12 protein-coding genes, 1 tRNA gene and 2 pseudogenes are annotated in these 19,513 nt (G+C 62.6%); 6 read left to right on the top strand and 9 right to left on the bottom strand.

Annotated features, from left to right (window positions below):
- Positions 1 to 183: 183 nt before the first annotated feature.
- A pseudogene (locus HIR79_RS05970) lies at positions 184 to 1,430 on the top strand (ISL3 family transposase).
- Here the strand turns inward: HIR79_RS05970 and HIR79_RS05965 are convergent.
- The 7 genes from HIR79_RS05965 to HIR79_RS05935 form a co-directional block, all read right to left on the bottom strand.
- A complete protein-coding gene (locus HIR79_RS05965) occupies positions 1,412 to 2,101 on the bottom strand; it encodes a hypothetical protein (RefSeq protein WP_169957622.1) in 690 nt (229 codons plus the stop codon). The pseudogene HIR79_RS05970 and the gene HIR79_RS05965 sit on opposite strands and share 19 nt — an antisense overlap.
- Entirely contained in the window at positions 2,101 to 3,384 is a 1,284-nt protein-coding gene (locus HIR79_RS05960) for an AAA family ATPase (RefSeq protein ID WP_169957621.1), read from the bottom strand. Before HIR79_RS05960 ends, HIR79_RS05965 begins: the two co-directional genes overlap by 1 nt.
- 23 nt (positions 3,385 to 3,407) lie before the next feature.
- Positions 3,408 to 4,856, bottom strand: a complete 1,449-nt coding sequence (gene tnpC / locus HIR79_RS05955; RefSeq protein ID WP_154487592.1) for an IS66 family transposase — start codon at positions 4,854 to 4,856, stop codon at positions 3,408 to 3,410.
- Positions 4,857 to 5,227: 371 nt separating this feature from the next.
- Positions 5,228 to 6,691: an ATP-binding protein gene (locus tag HIR79_RS05950; RefSeq protein WP_169957620.1), complete on the bottom strand. Its 1,464-nt coding sequence runs from the start codon at positions 6,689 to 6,691 to the stop codon at positions 5,228 to 5,230.
- The gene (locus tag HIR79_RS05945) at positions 6,691 to 8,085 is read right to left on the bottom strand and encodes a restriction endonuclease subunit S domain-containing protein (protein WP_169957619.1); all 1,395 of its coding nucleotides are present in this window, start codon (positions 8,083 to 8,085) and stop codon (positions 6,691 to 6,693) included. The genes HIR79_RS05950 and HIR79_RS05945 overlap by 1 nt, the downstream gene beginning before the upstream one ends.
- A complete protein-coding gene (locus tag HIR79_RS05940) occupies positions 8,082 to 10,061 on the bottom strand; it encodes a type I restriction-modification system subunit M (RefSeq protein WP_169957618.1) in 1,980 nt (659 codons plus the stop codon). Before HIR79_RS05940 ends, HIR79_RS05945 begins: the two co-directional genes overlap by 4 nt.
- Positions 10,062 to 10,153: 92 nt before the next feature.
- A tRNA-Ile gene (locus tag HIR79_RS05935) sits at positions 10,154 to 10,230 on the bottom strand.
- Positions 10,231 to 10,377: 147 nt separating this feature from the next.
- On the opposite strand from HIR79_RS05935, the gene HIR79_RS05930 reads away from it, so the two are divergent.
- Together HIR79_RS05930 and fhuF are read left to right on the top strand one after the other, a co-directional pair.
- Positions 10,378 to 11,034 (top strand): hypothetical protein, encoded by a 657-nt coding sequence (locus HIR79_RS05930; RefSeq protein ID WP_249322265.1) that lies wholly within the window; start codon positions 10,378 to 10,380, stop codon positions 11,032 to 11,034.
- Between the two features lie 192 nt (positions 11,035 to 11,226).
- On the top strand, positions 11,227 to 11,883 hold the full coding sequence (gene fhuF / locus HIR79_RS05925; RefSeq protein ID WP_249322264.1) for a siderophore-iron reductase FhuF: 657 nt from the start codon (positions 11,227 to 11,229) through the stop codon (positions 11,881 to 11,883).
- Positions 11,884 to 11,952: 69 nt separating this feature from the next.
- On the opposite strand, the gene HIR79_RS05920 is transcribed toward fhuF, so the two are convergent.
- Positions 11,953 to 14,139 carry a TonB-dependent siderophore receptor gene (locus HIR79_RS05920; RefSeq protein WP_211620955.1) on the bottom strand — a complete coding sequence of 729 codons (2,187 nt, stop codon included), beginning with the start codon at positions 14,137 to 14,139 and terminating at the stop codon, positions 11,953 to 11,955.
- Positions 14,140 to 14,332: 193 nt separating this feature from the next.
- Here HIR79_RS05920 and HIR79_RS05915 point away from each other — a divergent pair, with 193 nt between their 5' ends.
- The 3 genes from HIR79_RS05915 (at position 14,333) to fhuB (ending at position 18,039) form a co-directional block, all read left to right on the top strand.
- Positions 14,333 to 15,103, top strand: a complete 771-nt coding sequence (locus HIR79_RS05915; protein ID WP_169957616.1) for an ATP-binding cassette domain-containing protein — start codon at positions 14,333 to 14,335, stop codon at positions 15,101 to 15,103.
- 79 nt (positions 15,104 to 15,182) lie between these two features.
- Positions 15,183 to 16,073: an ABC transporter substrate-binding protein gene (locus HIR79_RS05910; protein ID WP_249322263.1), complete on the top strand. Its 891-nt coding sequence runs from the start codon at positions 15,183 to 15,185 to the stop codon at positions 16,071 to 16,073.
- Positions 16,063 to 18,039: a Fe(3+)-hydroxamate ABC transporter permease FhuB gene (gene fhuB / locus HIR79_RS05905; protein WP_169957614.1), complete on the top strand. Its 1,977-nt coding sequence runs from the start codon at positions 16,063 to 16,065 to the stop codon at positions 18,037 to 18,039. The genes HIR79_RS05910 and fhuB overlap by 11 nt, the downstream gene beginning before the upstream one ends.
- Before the next feature lie 20 nt (positions 18,040 to 18,059).
- On the opposite strand, the pseudogene HIR79_RS05900 reads toward fhuB, so the two are convergent.
- Positions 18,060 to 19,042 (bottom strand): annotated as a pseudogene (locus tag HIR79_RS05900) (serine hydrolase domain-containing protein).
- Positions 19,043 to 19,513: the final 471 nt, after the last annotated feature.

Genomic DNA, 19,513 nt, shown 5'->3' with positions numbered 1-19,513 from the left:
AAATTCGGCAAACATAATTTACCACCGTCATTGAAAGAGCCGTAACCAACTTCCCATAGACACCCATAAGCGGACAAACATCAAATCTTCTCACTGCATTTATAAGGCTCTTCGTCGTTGGGTGTGGAATTCGCCCCCTGAGCTGGGCCAGGATATGGCCTCCACGACGACAGGAGGCATGGCATGGACGGCACCCAGATTCTGACCCTCGGCCTGGGCCTGCAAGCGCCCTGGATCCTCAAGGATCAGCACCTGGATACTTCCGTATCTCCCCATCGGCTGGATCTCTACGCCGAGGCCGAGCGAGGCAGCCTCTACCCCTGCCCTGAGTGCGGCCAGGCCTGTCCGGCTCACGATTTCGCCGACAAGACCTGGCGGCACCTGAATTTCTTCCAGCATCACTGCTACCTGCATGCCCGCGTGCCTCGCACCAAGTGCCCCGAGCATGGCGTCAAGCGCATCGAGGTGCCCTGGGCGCGGCCGGGCAGTGACTTCACCCTGCTGTTCGAGCAAGCCGCCATGTCGCTGGTCAAGGAGATGCCGGTACTGGCCGTCTCCCGGCAGCTGGAGATCTCCGACAAGCGACTGTGGCGCATCGTCCACCACTACGTTGGCCGCATGCTCGGGGAGCTGGATTTGAGCAACGTAGCCACCGTCGGCGTCGACGAAACCGCGTCCCGGCGCGGCCAGCGCTACGTGACGGTGTTTCTCGACATGCAGCGCAAGCGGGAGCCGGTGATCTTTGCCGTCCCAGGCCACGGCAAGGAGGCCATCGAGACCTTCAGCGCCTTCCTGGCGGCGACCCGGACAACGTGGTCGAAGTCGTCTGCGACATGTCAAACGCCTTCCTGAGCGGGGTGGCCGAGCACCTTCCCAAGGCCGAGGTCACGGTCGACTGGTTCCATATCGTGCAGACCTTCACCAAGCGGCTGGACGAAGTGCGTAAGAAGGAGCGCCGGGAGCAGGGACACCCCAAGTCGCTGCGCTGGGCTCTGCTGAAGAGCCTGGACAACGAGAACCTGACACCCAAGCAGCTGGCGGCGCTCGAGGAGCTGGTGGCCGACCAGAGCGCTACCGCCGATGCCTGGGTGATCAAGGAAAAGCTGCGCTGGATCCAGAAGGCCCCGACGCCGCGAGCGGCTCGGTGGCGCATCACGCACTACCTCAAGGTCATGAAGGCGGCCGTCTCGGCGAAGCCACTGCTGAAGCCGATGGGGAAGGCTCTGGCAACGCTGGAGCGCCATGCCGATGCAGTGGTTAGGCGCTGGATCTCGGGACTGACGAACGCACGACTGGAAGGGATGAACGGCCTGTTCCAGGCGGCAAGGTCACGCGCTCGCGGCTACCGGAACGAGGCCAACTTCATCGCCATGATCTACCTAATTGGCAGCCCGGTGGGCCTCCTGCTCGATCAGGCCAAATCCACATGAAACGACGAAGAACCATTTATAACGGGGCGGTCTATCTCATTCTTTTTTTCTCGCAAGACAGAATGAACTTGAACCTTATCTATAAACGGACTTCTTTTACTATTAAAAAACCTCTCTCCATTGAATCCAGATAAGAACCTAACCCCTTTCCTCCTAAACACAAACTCCAGCACAATCAGGTGCCTTCCAATTTTTTTAAAGTCCTCATATACTTTATTAATACCTTCTTCTATCTCTTCAGGATTCTCAACTAACATCATCATAGCATCAATTTGACTCTTAGTTAAATCTTGAGAAAACGCATCATTTTCCCAACTATAGCCCTTTGTATACAGAATACGAGGCGAATCAAAAGTCCTCCCTAACATTCCATCCATGTCACGATCCATCGCCACTACCACATTATCAACTTCTCCACTAACGACTCTCTCGCATAACTGTTTTAGTGTTTTTTTTGAACCTACTGGCCTAAACTCCGACTTCACATCAAAGCCGTTCACTCTTAAAACATCTCTCCAAAACTTTACATCCACCGACTTAGTATTTCGACTTCCTTCATCCACCTCACTTAGCGACAAGCTTTGCTCACCACCCTCAGTAAAAACAACAACCTCTGCACCATAAAACAAATGCAAATTAGAGATTCCCGACCTTGTTCTAATAAAAGACATCAGACAACTTTCTCCATATCAAAAACCCGCCCCCCAAAAACACTAACGACATCAGGAGAATGTGTTGCAAATATAATTTGCGCATTAGGATTAATTGACCTCAAGTTCTCAACAAGACTTTCTTGCCAACGGACATGAAGAGAAAGTTCTGGCTCATCAGCAATATACACCCAAGTATTCTTTTCTTGAAGAAGGGCTTCACCCAAGACAATCAACAACTGCTTTTCACCAGAAGACAGCCTATTTATTGGCAAGTTCTTCCCTGACTGCGTAGTAACCTTCAGCTCATTCTGAGAGTTTATTGATATTTCTTTTTTCCGCATCATGGAGTTTATTATAGTTAGAAAAGTATCTCTTGGCTCAAAAATTGCCTGACGCCTCTCCAAAAGCTTATTCCACTCATCAACAATATAATCTATTCTCTCTGTACCAATAAGAACCGATATATCAGTTGTAGTAAGCCCAGGGACATCATCTCCATAAAGCTTATCCTTAGCTTTTGAAAGAGCTTCAAAATGACCATCTAGCCGACCTTGGAAGTCCTTAGAGGCCACCTTAAATTGTTTGAATATCCCTTCCAGGGCCGCTTTTTCTTCATTAAGGTTTATCTCTTTCGCAACAGAAAACAGCGGCTTACTGCTCTTTCTATGAAGCATTGACAAAAAAACCGTTTTTTGAAAAGCCTCTAGCTGCTCGGACCCCGCCTTGCCAAGTGTAGAAAAGTATCTAACAAGCCTGTTTGAAAGCTCTTTCAACTTCCTGTCTACTGTTGACTCATAATGTTCATCCTCATAGCTATTTCTCTCCATACTTGCCCTATGGACTGAAAGCCAACTCACATTAACCAAACTTTGCAAAGTTGACTGAACGCTCCGCCCATGCCTACGATAAACCTCTCTTTCCATAATCTGTCGGGGAAACCCTCTTAACATCATCTGCTCTTCGTAATCATCAAGCGAGAACACGATACCTTTATCACTGGCGGACTCTTTGACCTCATACTCAATTGATGCAAAAGGGCTTTTTTTGCTTACCTTCTTATTTATTATAACAGAGGGCTTCTTACGACTAATCCTGGACTTAAGCTTTACAATAATCCTTGAAAACTCCAACCTATCAAGCTCTGTAAAATCCACAGTCAAAGCAGCAACAACAAGATTCACAGCTGTCGTTTTCCCCGACCCATTAATCCCTATGATAAAATTCATATCATCGAAAAAATCGAACTCTATTGAGCGATCTCCCCAGAACCCTTCAACTATAACTTTATCTATCCAGTTCATTCACACCCCAAAAATCATCGTAACTATTCAGCACCGGTTGGCTGAGTCGGGGCTTCTTGCTGCATGAAGGCTGGCACCTCCCCCGCAAACAGTTGCTCCAGTGCGGTATGCGCCGCTACCCCTTGCTTGACGGCGGTCGAGAGAAAGCTACGCATGCGGCAGAAGATCTCAGCACCCTCCCAGGAGCGGAAACAGCCCGAGATTTTCTGCTGGACCTTGGTCATTCGCAGATCGCGCTCCCCCTGGTTGTTGGTGAAGGGAGCGGCAGGGTCGTCGAGGAAGCGCAACACGTCGTCCTCGTACGCCTGGAGGCGTTCCAGGAGGTTGCGCGGCTTGGTGCGCTTGGCCCGGCCTCGCGTTCCAGGTGGCGGTTTCACCGGCGGGGGGCACTCGGCGTCCCCTTTCGCCAGGCAATCTCGATAGCGCTGCCGCCAGGCTCGGGTCTCATCGGCCGAGAGGCAGCCGTCGGCCACCTCCACGGCGCGATGCATCTCCAACAACAGGTCATGCAAGGCCTTGGCCCATGCCTGGCCATCGTTCTCCCAGGCCGCTGTCAGCTCCCGAAGGTGGTGCGCATTACAGAGCGCGTGCCGGCAATCCGGATAGCGGTAGTAGGGCTTCCAGTGATCATGCACCAGCACGCCACGCACGAAGGGCAATACGCCGATGGCGTCCATCGCTTCCTGGCCGCGCTTGGGGTGCGGGGCCAACCAGGTCAGGGCCTCGTTGGAGGCGCTGTGTAGCCAGTAGCGTTTGCCACCGACCTGCATTCCGGTTTCATCGGCATGGACGGTGGCTGCTTCACGTAGCGCCGGGATCACCCACTCGGCGAACGCCTCGGCCCGCTGGTAGGCCTCCTGGTTGAAGGCGAACAGGGTGCCGGTGCTCAGCGACAGGCCGCACTGCGAGGTGAGCAACTCGCGGATACGCGCATAGGGCAACAGCTGATACTGGGAGAGATAGACGACATGCGCCTTGAGGCGAGGGCCATACTGGATGGGGCGAGTCACGCCCTCGGGGAATGGCGCCACGTAGCGTTGCCCCTGATCATCTTCGAGGACCTCAGCCTGATATTCGGTGACCACGGCCTGGATTACGATGTCCTGCACTTGGCGCGTTTCGACGCCGACCGGGCGGTAAGAACGCCCCTTGGGGAGTTGCCGACGATCGACACGGAGCTTGACCACCTCGTCGGGGTCCGTCACCGGCGCCAACGTCTTACCCTCATGCCCTGGCTGTCCGCCGGGGCGCCGCTCGCCTTTGGCGCGCGAGCGGCGCTGGCGATTGGGATCCTGGGACGGTGGCTTGCTGCTGTTGCGGCTACTGGTGGCCAGGCGATCGGCCATGAGCTTGACCAGCAGCATCAGCACATCGATGGCGGCACGCAGCGACGGCGAGACCGTCTGGTCTTCCTTGAGCTGCTGCCGGACCCGCTCCAGGGCCTCGTCGACGTTGATATCGCTGATGGTCATATCACCGCATAGGTGTGCCGAATGATGCTGTGCACTATGCCAGAAAAATCAGCTGGTTGGCGATATCCCATCCGCAGCCACCTGAATAGTTACATTTTCCTTAGCCTACGACGTCCGCGCTTAGCACACAAAAAGTCCCCCCCCCAAGGTGCGCTTCTGTGAGGGGCGTGGGGGGTGTTGTTGCCCACTCTGTAGCCGTTGGCCGGTCAGCGTAGCCTTGCTGCCGGGGTCGTGAGCGCGGTCCATCAAATACCCATCAAATAAACCAACCCAAAGGGTATGCGCATTAGCCATTGATTTTTATATCTTTTTCCTACCACCCATCATCGAGCCACCGCCTCCTGTCAAATACCCATCAATGAAAGCCCCCATTACGCCCAGTGAGGGAGGTAGCGAGCATTTTTCTTGCCTTGCTCAGGGTCATAGGGCTTTATCACCTTGGCTTCCAGTGCATCACGGATGATTCTTGATGCCGTAGCGCTGTTTCTGGGTTCGATACCGAACCTCTCGCGAAGAGAGGTATTGGTCATCTGCTCACGCATTACGTATTTTAAACAAGCATGGAGATAACAGGCATGAACCCTTTCCTGCTTATCCATGCTCCTGAGTTCACGGTGAGAAAAAATAACAACTCGAAGCGAGCCATCCGGGCGCTCCCAGCGAGGCGGAGGGAGTTGATAAAACTCAGTTTCAAACACTACCTTATCGACACCACTGCCTCGCTCTTCACAAATACCGACCCTCCGCATGAAAGATGCCAAGTCCTCATTTCGAGAGCGAGGCGGGCTATCCAGAAAACGCTCAATTTCAACCAAGGGCTCACCGGGATTGGTTATTTCGAGGCGATCATCAAATATCTCCACCATCGGGCCCGTCCCGCCGATGGAAAAATCCTGATGAATGAGAGCATTCGCAATCAACTCACGCACTGCCAGATCAGGATACATGGGAACATCCTGCCGCAATGCTTTCCCTATCACCTCATTCCTCGGCAACAAGGCTGATAAATACTCGATTAACCCTTCAAACCCGGACGCATACCCCTTTCTTCCCTCTTGCTCTCTGATAGTATGAAGGCGCCCTTTCCCCTTATAGACAATCAGCCTGACTGCCTTTCTGGCCAGCCCCTTAAAGTTCTGAAACTCTCGCGCAAAAAGGATCGCCCCTAAATTGGTCACCTCCCACCTTCCTGCATCATCCCGGCGCAACATGCCATCTTCTTGCAGCCTGCTCAAAATTCCAGCCTGCTCCGCGGGCAAAGGCAAATCCAGGAGGTCGAAATATGCAAAATAATCCAAGAGAGCGAGAGCATCCTCTGCGCTCAGATCGCTTGCCGCGGGTAGCTCTTCAAAAGGGGTAGTGTCAAAGATCCTCCAGAGACTTCTCTCGATTTCAGGGTAGTCCTTGAGCGGTTTCTTGTTTGATCCAACTCGCACCACCTCTTTCCCCGAAAAGCTGGTAGGCTTCGCATGCGCACGAAGCACTTCCAGCATCACCACGGGCTTCCCGTCATGGTCAATCTTATGAAACCTGAAGTGCAATCTTGGACTGAGCATCCTGACCAACCAACTTTCAAGCTCTTCATTTCCTTTCTTGGCCTGCGCCGGATCAAAAGTGGTACCGACGATCTGGTGAGCTTCGTCGTCCACACCCCAGATCATGAAAGCGGAACTTTTTCCTTCTAGAGCAGCTGAATTTGAAAGCGCCGCAATATACTCTCCAATTTCTTTTGGATCAGCGTTATTTCTCTTGAACTCCAGCCATGGAGTTTCCGCTGGGAGCTTGCACAGCTCCTTAAGCAGGCCGCTCAGATAAGCAGAGTCGCGTTCCATCATCACACCCCCTCCATCTGGGCGGCCCCTACATGTGCCGACGAAAGCTCCGGCGGCTGCCAGCCGCGCACATCGATCTTGCCGGTGACGGCGGCGGAAATCAGGGCGGAGCGGCGTTCTTGGAGCAATTCAACAGATCGTTCCGCGTCTATAGCTAGACGATCCAGGCGCTGGGTCTGGTCTTTTAGGTATTTTATTACCAGCTCTTGCTCATATTTCGGAGGAAGCACCAAAGGGGCATCAGCAACGTCGCTCAGGCTTAGCCCTTCCTTCAAACCATACTGCTCCAGCCTAAAAAACGACTGAGTTGATTCTGAAGACAACGCATAGCCCAAAAATTCAGGTAAAGCACCAACCTGATCAAGCCGAACAAGAGACAGGTGTTGATTTATGAAGGCTGAGACTGGCGGGAGGTCAGATACTGCTACTCGCCCGGTGTTGGCGCCGGTTATACAAACAAGCACATCACCACAGTTTATTCGAGTCCTAGCTCCTTCAGCACCCATGGGTGAGCGTATACGTTTCGCATTCTCAAAGTTGACGCCAATATGATCATCTAGGTCACCGCTCTGAACAAAAATCTCCTCGCCAGATTCGGTAAGATAATCAGACCAGCCCCGCGGACCAGAAGTTATGAATGAGGCTACATTTTTCACGCGACCAACTTTCCAATGCGCCGGCACTTCCCCCAGCCACTCCACCCCGGAGTCCTTCATCGGCACATCGGGATCCAGCCCCTTGGTGACGGCATGGGAGATCACCGCCTGGCGCTTCTCTTTAAGCAGCTCGATAAGGCGCTTCTGCTCCTCAATCAGGGCGTCGATGCGAGCGGTTTCGTGGTCGAGGAAGGAAGTGATGGAGGCTTGCTCACATAGAGGAGGCGCTGTCACCAAGAGATCAGCCACATCTTCAAGTGAGAGCTGAATCTTCGTCCCGCCATAACCTTGGGAGGACAAATAGTTCTTCCCGACATCTGATAACGTCACATAGGCAACCCAGCCAGGCAACAGCCTTCTCTTGAAGAGTCTCGCAAGGGCTACATGCTGGCTGACATATGCTGTCTCAATGCCATCCGAGACCACTGCAACTGAACCAAGGTAGGCAGTAATCGAAAACAGCACATCACCTGCCTTGACCTTGGTGCGCTCGCCTTCTGAGCCATTTGGGACATTGACACGCTGCAGATCAGTCAAATCCAGATGGATATGATCGCGGGTCAAATTTCCAATGCGGATAAATGCCGCTCCGTCATCCGCGTAATGTGATGCCCAACCCCGAGATCCACTTGTGAGAAACTCCAAGTCACGCTTCATGGGAAATATATCCCAATGCGCCGGCACCTCGCCCAGCCACTCAACGCCGGAGACCTTGACCTCGGGATACCGCGGAAAGCTCATGCCGACAGCTCCTCGATCATCTGCTTGATCCGGTCGGTGCAGGCCTTGAGGTCGGCGTCGATCTCTTCCAGCGGGCGCGGTGGCGTGAATTTATAGAAGTGTCGGTTGAAGGGGATCTCGAAGCCGACGATGCCGATGCGGCCGTCCAGCGGGTCGCGCTTCTCCTCGTCGATCCAGGCGTCGGGGACGTGTGGCCTCACCTCACGCTCGAAGTAGTCGAACACGGATTCGCCCAGCGGCACGTTCTCGTTATCGCGCAGGCCGGTATCGGGCTCGGGGTTGCCTTTCTTGTCGAGGCAGACGTCCGCTTCCGGGTCGCGCTCGGAGAGGGCGCTGAGGATCGCCTTCTGCACCGGGGCGCCGACCTTGAGGCCTGCACCCTTTAGGGCGGCATTGAGCGCCTTGGTGAAGGCGTCGCGGTTGGTGAAGCGCTGCGCTGGGTCCAGAGTGGCGCAGGCGGCCTTGATCGCCTCGCGCTCGCCCTCTGCGAGCTTCTGGAGCGGCTTCTCGTCATCGAGCCGGGCGAGGCGCTCGGGGCTCGCCTGGAAGTTGAGGCGTAGCGGGCGCTCCACGGTGATGCGCCGGTAACCGAAGGCCTCCACCGGGAACAGCTTGCTCTCCTCGCTCTCCTGGCAGGCGCCGTAGAGGCGCACGACCTCCTCGATGTCGCGGTCGGCGACGAACTGGCGCTTGCTGCCCAGCGACTTGCGCATCTTGCTGGCCCGGCCGGTGGCGTTGATCAGCTGCACCTGGCCGCGCCGCTCGGCGGGCTTGTGGTTCGAGAGGATCCACACGTAGGTGGCGATGCCGGTGTTGTAGAAGAGGTCGGTGGGCAGGCCGACGATGGCCTCCACCAGATCATGCTGCAGCAGGTAGCGGCGGATCTCCGATTCGCCGCTGCCGGCACCTCCGGTGAACAGCGGCGAGCCGTTGAGGATGATGCCGATGCGCGAGCCGCCCTCCTGGCGGGGTCGCATCTTGCTCACCAGGTGCATCAAAAACAACAGCGAGCCGTCGGAAACCCGCGGCAGGCCGGGGCCGAAGCGGCCGTCATAGCCCTTGTGGTTGTGCTCGTCGGTGACCTGCTTCTGCACCTTCTTCCACTCCACGCCGAAGGGCGGGTTGGAGAGCATGAAGTCGAAGTGCTCGCCGGGGAGCTGGTCGTCGGAGAGGGTGTTGCCGAGCTTGATCTGCTCCACCGCCTGGCCCTTGATCAGCATGTCGGCCTTGCAGATGGCGTAGGACTCGGGGTTGAGCTCCTGGCCGTGCAGCGAGACGGTAACGTCGCGGCTGAGCTCCTGGATGTACTCGTCGCTCTCGGAGAGGAAGCCGCCGGTGCCGGCCGTCGGGTCATAGACGGTGACGATGCGGTGGGGGCGCAGCTTGTCGTCCTGGCCGGTGAGCACCAATGAGGTGGTCAGGTGGACGATGTCACGCGGGGTGAAGTGCTCCCCCGCCGTCTCGTTGGAGCTCTCGGCAAACTTGCGGATCAGCTCCTCGAACACCAGGCCCATGCCGTAGTTGGAGAGCCGCTGCGGGCTCATGTCGATGGCGGCGAAGCGCTGAACCACCTGATAGAGCAGGTTGTTGGCCGCCAGCTGCTGGACGAAGCCCTCGAACTCGAAGTGCTCGAAGATCTCCCGGGCGTTCTGGCTGAACGACTGCACGTAGCTCATCAGGTCGTCGGCAGTCTGGGTGTCGGAGAGACTGCCCAGCGTCAGCGGTGAGGCGTTGAAGAAGGGCTGGACGGCGGCGCGCAGCAGCAGCTTCTCGCGCACGGCGTCGGGCTTGGCCTGATGCGCCCGGGCGGCATCCAGCACGTCGGCCTTGGTGGGCTCCAGCACGCACTCCAGGCGCCGCAGCAGGGTGAAGGGCAGAATGATGCGGCCGTACTGGGACTGCTTGAAATCGCCGCGCAGCAGGTCCGCCACGGACCAGATGAAGGCCGCCAGCTGAGAGTGACTCTCCGTGTTCACGATGCTTCCCCGCGTTCTTGGTACTGATGGTAATAAGTGCGAACCATCATACACAGCGAGGGGGTAACCAACGAGATGACAAACAGCCAGAATGGTGGGCCCAGCTGGACTCGAACCAGCGACCAAGGGATTATGAGTCCCCTGCTCTAACCAACTGAGCTATAGGCCCTTTCAGAGGAAGGTGCGGCAGAGCGCCGGCGTATCATAGCGAATGGCGATGAAGGTGGCCATAGCCCGCGCGCCGCTCGCGGCCTCCATGGCACCTTCTCCCTCCGCCGCGGTCTTCCTTGGGCCCGCCCCTTCTGGAGATCCGCCGGTGCCTCTTCGCTCGCTTGCCCGCTCTGTTGAGCGCTCTCTTGTCCGCTCTCTTCTCCGGCCCTCCGCCCTGAGCGCTGCCCTGGTCGCCCTGCTGGCTGCGCCCCTGGTTGCCCTGCCGGCGGCAGCGGCCGCCGCCTGGGAGCTGGACCCCGCCCAGTCGCGGGTCGCCGCCACCGTGGTGCAGATCGCCCCGGAGGGCCCCATCCCCCGCCAGCACGAGGTGCGCCGGCTCAGCGGCACCACCGAGGCGGACGGCACCCTGGTGCTGCCGCTGCGGCTGGCCCAGAGCGACGTGATCGAGCGCATGGGGCCGCTGCCGCCCTGGCTCTCGGGCTTCACCGAGCGCCCCATGGCGACCCTGACCACCCGCTTCCCACCGGAGCGTCTGGAGCGGCTGGCCGTGGGCGAATCTCTGGTGGAGGTGCTCATGCTCTCGGTGCAGACCGGCAACAGCACCCGCAGTGAGCCCCTGGCGGTGCGCTTCACTCGGGAATCGCCTGCGCGGGTGCGGGTCACCAACGCCGAGCGGGTGGCGCTGGACGGCCGCGAGCTGATGGCCGACCCGACGCTGCGCTCGGTGCTGCTGCTGCTCGGCTACGAGCAGATCGGCGACGAGGTGCCGGTGAGTCTGGATGCGGTGCTGGTGAGACGCTGAGGCGCCCTCGCGACGGAGCGCGCTCCTGGCATCATCTCCCCGCCTATTTTTGATAATGATTATTATTTGTATAATGAGACTTTCCACGGATCCGGTGGTCTCGCCATGCCCTCTCCCCTGGCCCGGCTATACGTCGGCCCTCTTAAGCACCTGGCTCCGCCGTCGATCGGGCCGCTAGCAGCACCACTCGGCATGCCGGCCCGAGACCTGCTCGACCCGGCCTGCCTCGACGCGCTGCTCACGCGCTTCGGCGCCCGCTACGGCCATGGCGACCGCCGGGCGGTGGCCTCGCTATGGTCCAAGTGGCACTTCAGCGCCCTGGCGGCCCACTGCCTGGCCGCCAACCTGCTGCTCGAGCGCGACCTGCCGCTGGGGCTCGACGAGCTGCACCTCGAGCAGTCCCCCGAGGGGCAGACTACCGGCCTGGCGCTGCGGCATGCCGGCCGTCCCCTGGCCGACCTCGATCCCTGTCGGCGCTTCGCCACCCTGCTCGACGGCCATCTGGGGCCGCTGATCGAGGCCCTGGCCGCGGCCACCGGCGCCTCCCCGAAGGTGTTCTGGAGCAACGCCGGCAACTACTTCGAGCACTTCGCCGTCGCTTTGGCCGACCATCCCATGGCCGCGCCGGACGTCGCTGAACCCGCCAGGGTGCTGCTGGCGAGCCGCACCCTGCCCGATGGACGTCGCAATCCGCTCTATCGCCCGGTGCACTATATCGAGGGAGAGGCCGAGACACCTCGCCGGGTGCGCCGCCTGTGCTGCATCCGCTATCTGATCGAAGAGCTCGGCGTCTGCGGCAACTGCCCGCTGGCCTGCCGGCGCCAGGCCCGCACCACCGAGGCATCCTGACCCCATACAGGCGAAGGCCCACTCCGTTGCCGGGATGGGCCTGTCTGATGTGCCTGTTGGCGCCGGGACTCAGTAGCGCCAGGTCAGGTTGAGCATGACGTTTCGTGGAGCGCCGTAGAAGGCCTGGTCCCACTTGAGGCTGGTGAGATGCTTCTCGTCGGTGACGTTGTTGATGTTCAGCGAACCGGTCAGGCTGTCGCTGAAGTCGTAGCTCGCCATCAGGTCGACCAGGGCGTAGGCCCCCTGCCGGGTCTTGCCGTCGGCGAAGTCGCGATCGCGCTCGATCTCATCCTGCCAGCGCAGCCGTGCCCCCACCTTCAGGGCATCCAGGGACGCCGGGCGATAGCTGGTGGTGGCGCGCACCAGATGGCGCGGAATATAGGTGTTGGTGGCGTTGCCCTCGGCGTCCTCGACCTCCAGGTAGGTGTAGCCGACGCTGGCCTGCCAGCCCGGGGCCAGCTCGCCGGCGAGCGTGGCCTCCACGCCCTCGCTGGTGATGCCGTCCCCGCCCGTGAAGAAGGCGGTGCCATCCGGCCGGGTACCCGCCGGCTGGGCCACGTTGTTCTGCTCGGTGCGGAACAGCGCCAGCGAGGCATCCGCGCCGCCGTCGAACAGCTCGGCCTTGAGGCCGACCTCCTGGCTCACCCCGTCGACGGGGTCGAGATAGTCGCCGTTGCGGTCGATGGCGGTCTGGGGCTGGAAGATCTCGGTGTAGCTGGCGTAGAGGGACGCCCAGTCGGTGACGTCGTAGATCAGGCCGGCGTAGGGCGTCAGCACCCGATCGTGATCGCTCGCCTGGGACACCCCGTACTGCTCGCCGGTGGTGTCGGCCCAGCTCAGGCGGGCACCGGCCACGGCGGTCCAGCGCTCGGCGAGGTCCAGCTTGGCGGCGCCATAAAAGCTGCGCTCCTTGATGGTGGCATCGCCGACGGTCGTCGGGTAGGCGATCCAGGCATCAGGCTCCGGATAGCGGCCATCCCACTCGCCGAGAGGCGGAAGCCCCTGGGTCAGTGCCGATCCGGGATAGCGAGACTCCTGCTGGTTGCGGCTCTGGCTCCAGTCCGTGCCCATCACCACCTGGTGGGTACGGTCGAAGGCATCGACGTCGCCCTTGGCGTGCAGGTCGGCCACCCACTGCTCCAGGTGGCGGTCGTACTGGCTGATGAACAGCTGGCTGCTGTCGACGGTGCCCGTGGCGGCATCCGGCACGCCCCAGATATACAGCAGTTGGGTGTCGGAGAGCATGTCCAGGTGGGTCAGGGTCCCCTTCAGCGACCAGCGGTCACCGAGGGCCTGCTGTACCTCTAGGAAGCTGCGCCGGGTCTCCACGTCCCAGAAGGACCAGCCGGGCGCCGAGGTGGTCGAGACATCGTAGTCGGTAGGGTTGCCGGCGGAATCGTAAAGAGGCAGCGAGCCCCACATGTTGCCGTCGGTGTTGTTCTGCTGCCAGGTGTGGCCAAGCGTCACCAGGGTAGTGTCGGTGACATCGGCCTCCACCACGCCGTAGAGCAGTCCCCGCTCGCGGCTGAGTCGGTCCAGATAGGAGTCGCTCTGCATCCCTGCCGCCACCAGGCGACCGCGGACACGCCCCTGGGCATCCAGCGGCCCGGCCACATCGGCCTCCAGACGGCGCTGGTCCCATGAACCGACGGTCGCCGACACCGAGGCCTGGGGCTCGAGGGTGGGTCGCTTGCGCACGAAGTTGACCGTCGCCGCCGGATTGCCCGAGCCGGACATCAGCCCGGTGGCGCCCCGCACCACCTCGACCCGGTCGTAGATCGCGGTGTCCACGTCGCCATGCACGTTGTTGTAAGGCATCGGTACGCGCACTCCGTCGACCTGGAAGTTCGAGATCTCGAAGCCCCGGGCCGTGTAATAGGTGCGGTCCGTCTCCAGGCGCTCCACCGTCACCCCGGGGGTGCTCTCCAGGATGTCGTTGGTGGTGTCCAGCTTGAAGTCGTCGATCTGGGCCCGAGTCACGGTCGAGACGGACTGGGGCGTCTCGCGGGGCGTCAGGTCGAGTCGCGTGGCGGTGCTGGTGAGCGGCACCCGGTAGCGCTCCGAGCCCTCGGTGATGATCGAAAGAGCCTCGGCCTCGATGGTCACCGTCTCGAGTGCCTCGGCGGGCTCGGCCTGCTGGGCCAGCAGGGCCGGCGACCAGAGCATGAAGGCACCGGCAGTGGCCAGGCCAAGGGCCCGGCGAACGGCCAGGGTCAGGGGATCGACCCCGAAGGGGCGGGCGGGAGTCTGGAACATGGGTGAGCAAGCCTTCGTTTCTTATGCGGACTGGATGCGCATGGTAATCAATATCATTTAAGGCTATCAAGTAGAAATGCTTCTAATTATTTCCTATTTTCTTAGAAACAAAACTCATTGATACTCATTATCACTATGGGTATGGTAGCGCCCATCGCTGCCCCGTTCGGGGCCCGCCGGAGGAGCGCCCTGGATGTTCGAACTTCGCGGTGCCGGTTTTTCCGTCGACAACCGGCCCCTGCTCGCCGCCACCGACCTGGCCCTCGGGAGCGGCCGAGTGCATGGCCTGATCGGCCACAACGGCTCGGGCAAGTCGACCCTGCTCAAGCTGCTGGCCCGCCAGCAGCCGGCGAGCCGGGGTGAGCTGTACTTCGCCGGTCGCCCCCTCTCCCGCTGGGGGCATCGCGAGTTCGCCCGCCGGGTGGCCTACCTGCCCCAGCAGCTGCCGGCCACCGAAAACCTGCTTGGCCGCGAACTGGTGGCCATGGGCCGCTACCCCTGGCGCGGCCTGCTGGGCAGGCACACCCGCGAGGACGAGGCCGCCATCGAGCGCGCCATCGCCGCGACCGGCACCGAGGCCTTCGGCGACCGCCTGGTCGATACCCTCTCCGGTGGCGAACGCCAACGCGTCTGGCTGGCCATGCTACTGGCCCAGGGCAGCGACTTCCTACTGCTCGACGAACCCCTCGCCGCGCTGGACATCGCCCATCAGGTGGAGGTGCTGGCGCTGATCCGCGAGCTCAGCCAGACCCTGGGGCTCGGCGTGGTCATCGTGCTGCACGACGTCAACATGGCGGCGCGCTACTGCGACCACCTGGTCGCCCTGCACGGTGGGCGCGTGCTGACGCAAGGGTCGCCGGCCGAGCTGATGAACGAGGCCACCCTCGAGGCCATCTACGGCATCCCCATGCGGGTGCTGCCTCACCCCGTTGGCCACCATCCCGTCGCCCTGGTGCATGCCTGACGCCCCCATGGCCTCGACTCCCCCCTCTCTAGACTCGAAATCCCGCGCCTCGATGATTGTCTCTTGCCTGTGCACTGCCGTGACCGCTGCGGGATCACCTGCCTGGTGGCATCGCCGCGCTCTCCTCGTCCTGTTGCTGGCCCTGGGCCTGGCAGGGTCACCTCGCGCCCTGGCCCAGCCGGCCATCGCCACCCTCGACTGGACCCTGGCCGAGACATTGGTGGCGCTGGGCGTGACACCGGTCGGGGTCGCCCAGGTCGAGGCCTACCATGCCTGGGTCGGCGCGCCGCACCTGCCCGAGGCCAGCGTCGATCTCGGCCTGCGCAGCCAACCCAACCTGGAGCTGCTGGCGAACCTGGCACCCGATCACATCCTGATCTCACCGATGTTCGCCAATCTGGCGCCGCGGCTGTCGCACATCGCCCCGGTGGCAACAGTGCCGCTCTATACTCCGGGCCGTGAGACCTGGCCCCAGCTGCACGAGCTGACCCACCAGGTGGGCCGCCTGGCCGAGCGGGAAGCGGCCGCCGAACGACTGATCGCCGAGACGGAGGCGCGACTGGCGGCCCTGCGGCAGCGGCTTCCCGAGCGGGTGCCGCCGCTGCTGGTGGTGCAGTTCATGGACGAGCGCCATGTCCGGGTGTTCGGAGAGGGAGGCCTCTACCAGGCCGTGATGGCCCGCCTGGGGCTGGAGAACGCCTGGCACGGCGAGACCAACGCCTGGGGCTTCTCGCTGGTGGGCCTGGAGCAGCTGGCCGGCCTGACGGCCCGGCTGGTGGTGGTGGAACCCTATCCGGTGGGCGTCGAGACGGCACTGGCCGGCAGTGGCCTCTGGCAGCAGCAGCCCAGCGTACGCGATGACAGCCTGATCACCCTGCCCCCGGTGTGGAGCTTCGGCGCTCTGCCCTCGGCGATACGCTTCGCCGAGCATCTGGTGGCCGCCCTGGAGGAGGCATCCCATGACGACTGAGGCCTCCCGCCGCCACGCCCCTGCCCTCGTCTGCCTGCTGCCGGGGCTGGCGCTGCTGGCCCTGGTGCTCGGCTCGCTTGCCGAGCAGGGGCTCCTCGATGGCCTGCGCGCCCTGACGACCGTGACGCCGGCGAACGCCGAGTCGCTGGTGCGCCACTACAGCTGGTGGCCACGCCTGGCCATGGCGCTGCTGGCCGGCGGCGGCCTGGCCCTGGCCGGGGTGCTGATGCAGCAGGTGCTGCGCAACCCGCTGGCCGCGCCTACCACCCTGGGGGTGGCCAGCGGCGCCAACCTGGCGCTGATGGCCGCCACCCTGCTCGCCCCCGGCCTGCTGCTGGCCGGGCGCGAATGGGTGGCCCTGGCGGGTGGCGCCGGCGCCATGGCGCTGGTCTTCGCCTTGACCTGGCGCCGCGCGCTTTCGCCTGCGGTGGTGGTCCTCGCCGGCCTGGTGGTGAATCTCTATGCCGGGGCCCTGGGCATGGTGCTGCTGCTGTTCCACCAGGAGACCCTCAAGGGGCTGCTGATCTGGGGCGCCGGGTCGCTTTCCCAGCACGGCTGGCATGACGCCGCCTTCCTGGCCCCGCGCCTGCTGCTGGGCGGCCTGGCGGCCTGGCTGCTGCTGCGTCCGCTGGCGGTGCTCGAACTCGACGACGCCAGCGCCAGGAGCCTTGGCGTGTCATTGAAGCACCTGCGCCTGGCGGGGCTGGGGCTGGCGGTCTTCCTGACCGCCTGCGTGGTCAGCGTGGTGGGGGTGATCGGCTTCATCGGCCTGGCGGCGCCCAATATCGTGCGCCTTGCCGGCGCGCGTCGGCTGGGGCCGCGACTCCTCTGGTCGACGCTGCTCGGCGCCCTGCTGCTGGCCACCACCGACCTGCTTCTGCAGCGCTTCGCCGGCACCTTGCCGACCCTGATCCCCACCGGAGCCGCCACCGCCGCCCTGGGCGCACCGCTGCTGCTGTGGCTGATTCCCCGGCTGCGCCTGGAGGCCGGTAGCCCGCCCGGCGCCGCCACCGCGCTGGCCCCGCGCCACCCCGCCCCCGGGCGCCTGGCCGCAGGGCTGGGCCTGGGCCTCATGGCCGCCATTCTGCTCGCCCTGCTGCTGGGCCAGGCGGCCGGTGGCTGGTACACCACTGTTGAGGAGGCGGTGCTGGCATGGCGCTGGCCACGGCTGCTGGCCGCCGCGGGCAGCGGGGTGATGCTGGCCATCGCCGGCACCCTGATCCAGCGCCTCACCGCCAACCCCATGGCCAGCCCCGAGGTGCTGGGCATCAGCGGCGGCAGCGCCATCGCCTTGATGGCTGCCATCTTCCTGCTGCCCGCCCCTGGCAACCTGACCCTGGTCGCCGCCGGCACCCTGGGGGCGCTGGCTAGCCTGACGGTGCTGGTCCTTATCAACCGGCGCAGCGGCTTCGTGCCCGAACGGCTGCTGCTCAGCGGCGTGGCGATCACCGCGCTGTTCGACGCCGTGCGCGCCATCGTGCTGGCCGGCGGCGATCCCCGCGGCCAGCAGGTGATCGCCTGGCTCTCGGGCTCCACCTACTACGTCGACCCCGTCAGCGCGACGCTGGTGGCGTGCCTTGCCGTGGCGCTGGCCCTGGCGACACGCCCCTTCGCCCGCTGGCTGGATATCCTGCCGCTGGGGGCCACCACGGCCGCGGCGCTGGGAGTGCGGGTGGAGCGGGCGCGCCTGGCATTGCTGCTGCTGGTCGCCCTGCTGACCGCCTGCGCCACTCTGGTGGTGGGGCCGCTCTCCTTCGTCGGCCTGCTGGCACCCCATATGGCCCGGCTGGCGGGATTCTCCCGGGCGCGGGCGCAGCTGCTCGGGGCCGCGCTGATCGGCGCCCTGCTGATGGTGCTGGCCGACTGGCTGGGCCGCCAGCTGCTGTTCCCCGCGGAGATTCCCGCCGGCCTGGTGGCCTCGCTGCTGGGCGGCGCCTACTTCATGTGGGGCCTGGGACGCCGGTAGGCACGGGCAATCCGAGTCTGCTACTCCACCTCACGCCCCATCAGGTACTCGGCCAGGGCCTGATAGGCGGGCAGCGAGGTGGCGTCATTGGCCGCGTTTCCCGCCCCCGGGTGGGAGGCGAAACGCACGATGACCATGCGGGCGGTGGGGTCGATGTAGATCGTCTGGCCATGCACGCCCCGGGCGGCGAAGGCGCCATGCTCGTTGTGCAGCACCCACCACATGCCACGGTAGCTGCCGCCGGGCAGGTTCGCGTAGCCGGCCCGGGCGAAGGCGTCGCGGTCGCCGCCCTGGCGGATGCGCTCGACCGCCGCCTCGGGGAAGAGCCGCTTACCATCGAGCTCGCCGCCCTCCAGCACCAGCTGGCCTAGTCGCGCCAGGTCGCGCAGGCCGGCGCTCAGCCCACCGCCGGCGAAGGGCGTACCGATGGCGTCCACGGTGAATAGGCATCCTGCTCGGCGCCCATGGGCTGCCAGAAGCGCTCGCTGACCAGGTCCGCCACCGAGCGGCCGGCGGTGCGGGCGATGATCCACCCCAGGGCATCGGAGTTCACGGTACGGTAGCCGATGGCCTCGCCGTGGGTGCCCTCGGGCTGCACCGTGGCCAGAAACTCGTAGTAGCTGCGAGGCCCTTCGTAGTCGTCAGGCTTGGGCAGCGGGCTTGCCGCCGCGTTGTAGGTCCAGATCTCCGCCTCGGGGTCGGCGTAGTCCTCGCTGAAGTCGAGCCCGGTGGTCATCTCCATGACCTGCTGCACGGTCGCGTTGCCGAAGGCGCTCTCCTCAAGCTCTGGCAGGATCTCCGCCACCAGGGCCGTCTCGTCCAGCGCCCCCTCGGCCACCAGGATCTCGGCCAGGAGCCCCGTCACCGACTTGGTCACCGACATGGCGCCGTGCACGCCGGCCTCGTCCAGACAGCCCGCGTAACGCTCGTGGACCACCCGCCCCTCGTGCAACACCAGAAGGCCGTCGGTGTAGTTGGCGTCGAAGGCCGCCTCCCAGGTCATCGGCTCGCCGCCCCCCAGCGGGGTGAAGGTGACCGCGTCGATGTTCGGATCCAGGGCATAGGGCAAGTGTCGCGGCGCCTCGAGGCCGCGACTCACCCGCCGGGTCGGCAGCAGCTCCCGAAAGTGGCACACCGTCCAGCGCAGCTTGGGAAAGCTGAAGTAGTCGCTGTCAGGCTGGCCGATGATCTTCTCGGGAGGCGGCGGGAAGCCCTGCATCCAGCCGAGCGCCACCGGATCGGACTCCGCCGCCGTGGGCAAGGGCGTCGACGCCAGTCCCTGGGAGGCCAGGGCCGACAGCCAGATCGCCGCTGCCGCACCGGCCCACCGCTGAAAACGATTGCCTATCTGTCTGGCTGAACGTCTCGCGTTGCACTCCAGGGCCATGCTGACTCCTCCACCGATCCTGTCAGCCTCGAGTGTTGGCGATTGGCACCCGGCTTTCCATAAAAAACTCACCGCGCAGAGCCCTTG

It is taken from the genome of Halomonas sp. PGE1 (assembly GCF_013000985.1).
GTDB classification, from domain to species: Bacteria; Pseudomonadota; Gammaproteobacteria; order Pseudomonadales; family Halomonadaceae; genus Halomonas; species Halomonas alkalicola.
The sequence above is the reverse complement of the archived record's forward strand: the minus strand, read 5'-3'. Positions and strand labels throughout refer to the sequence as shown.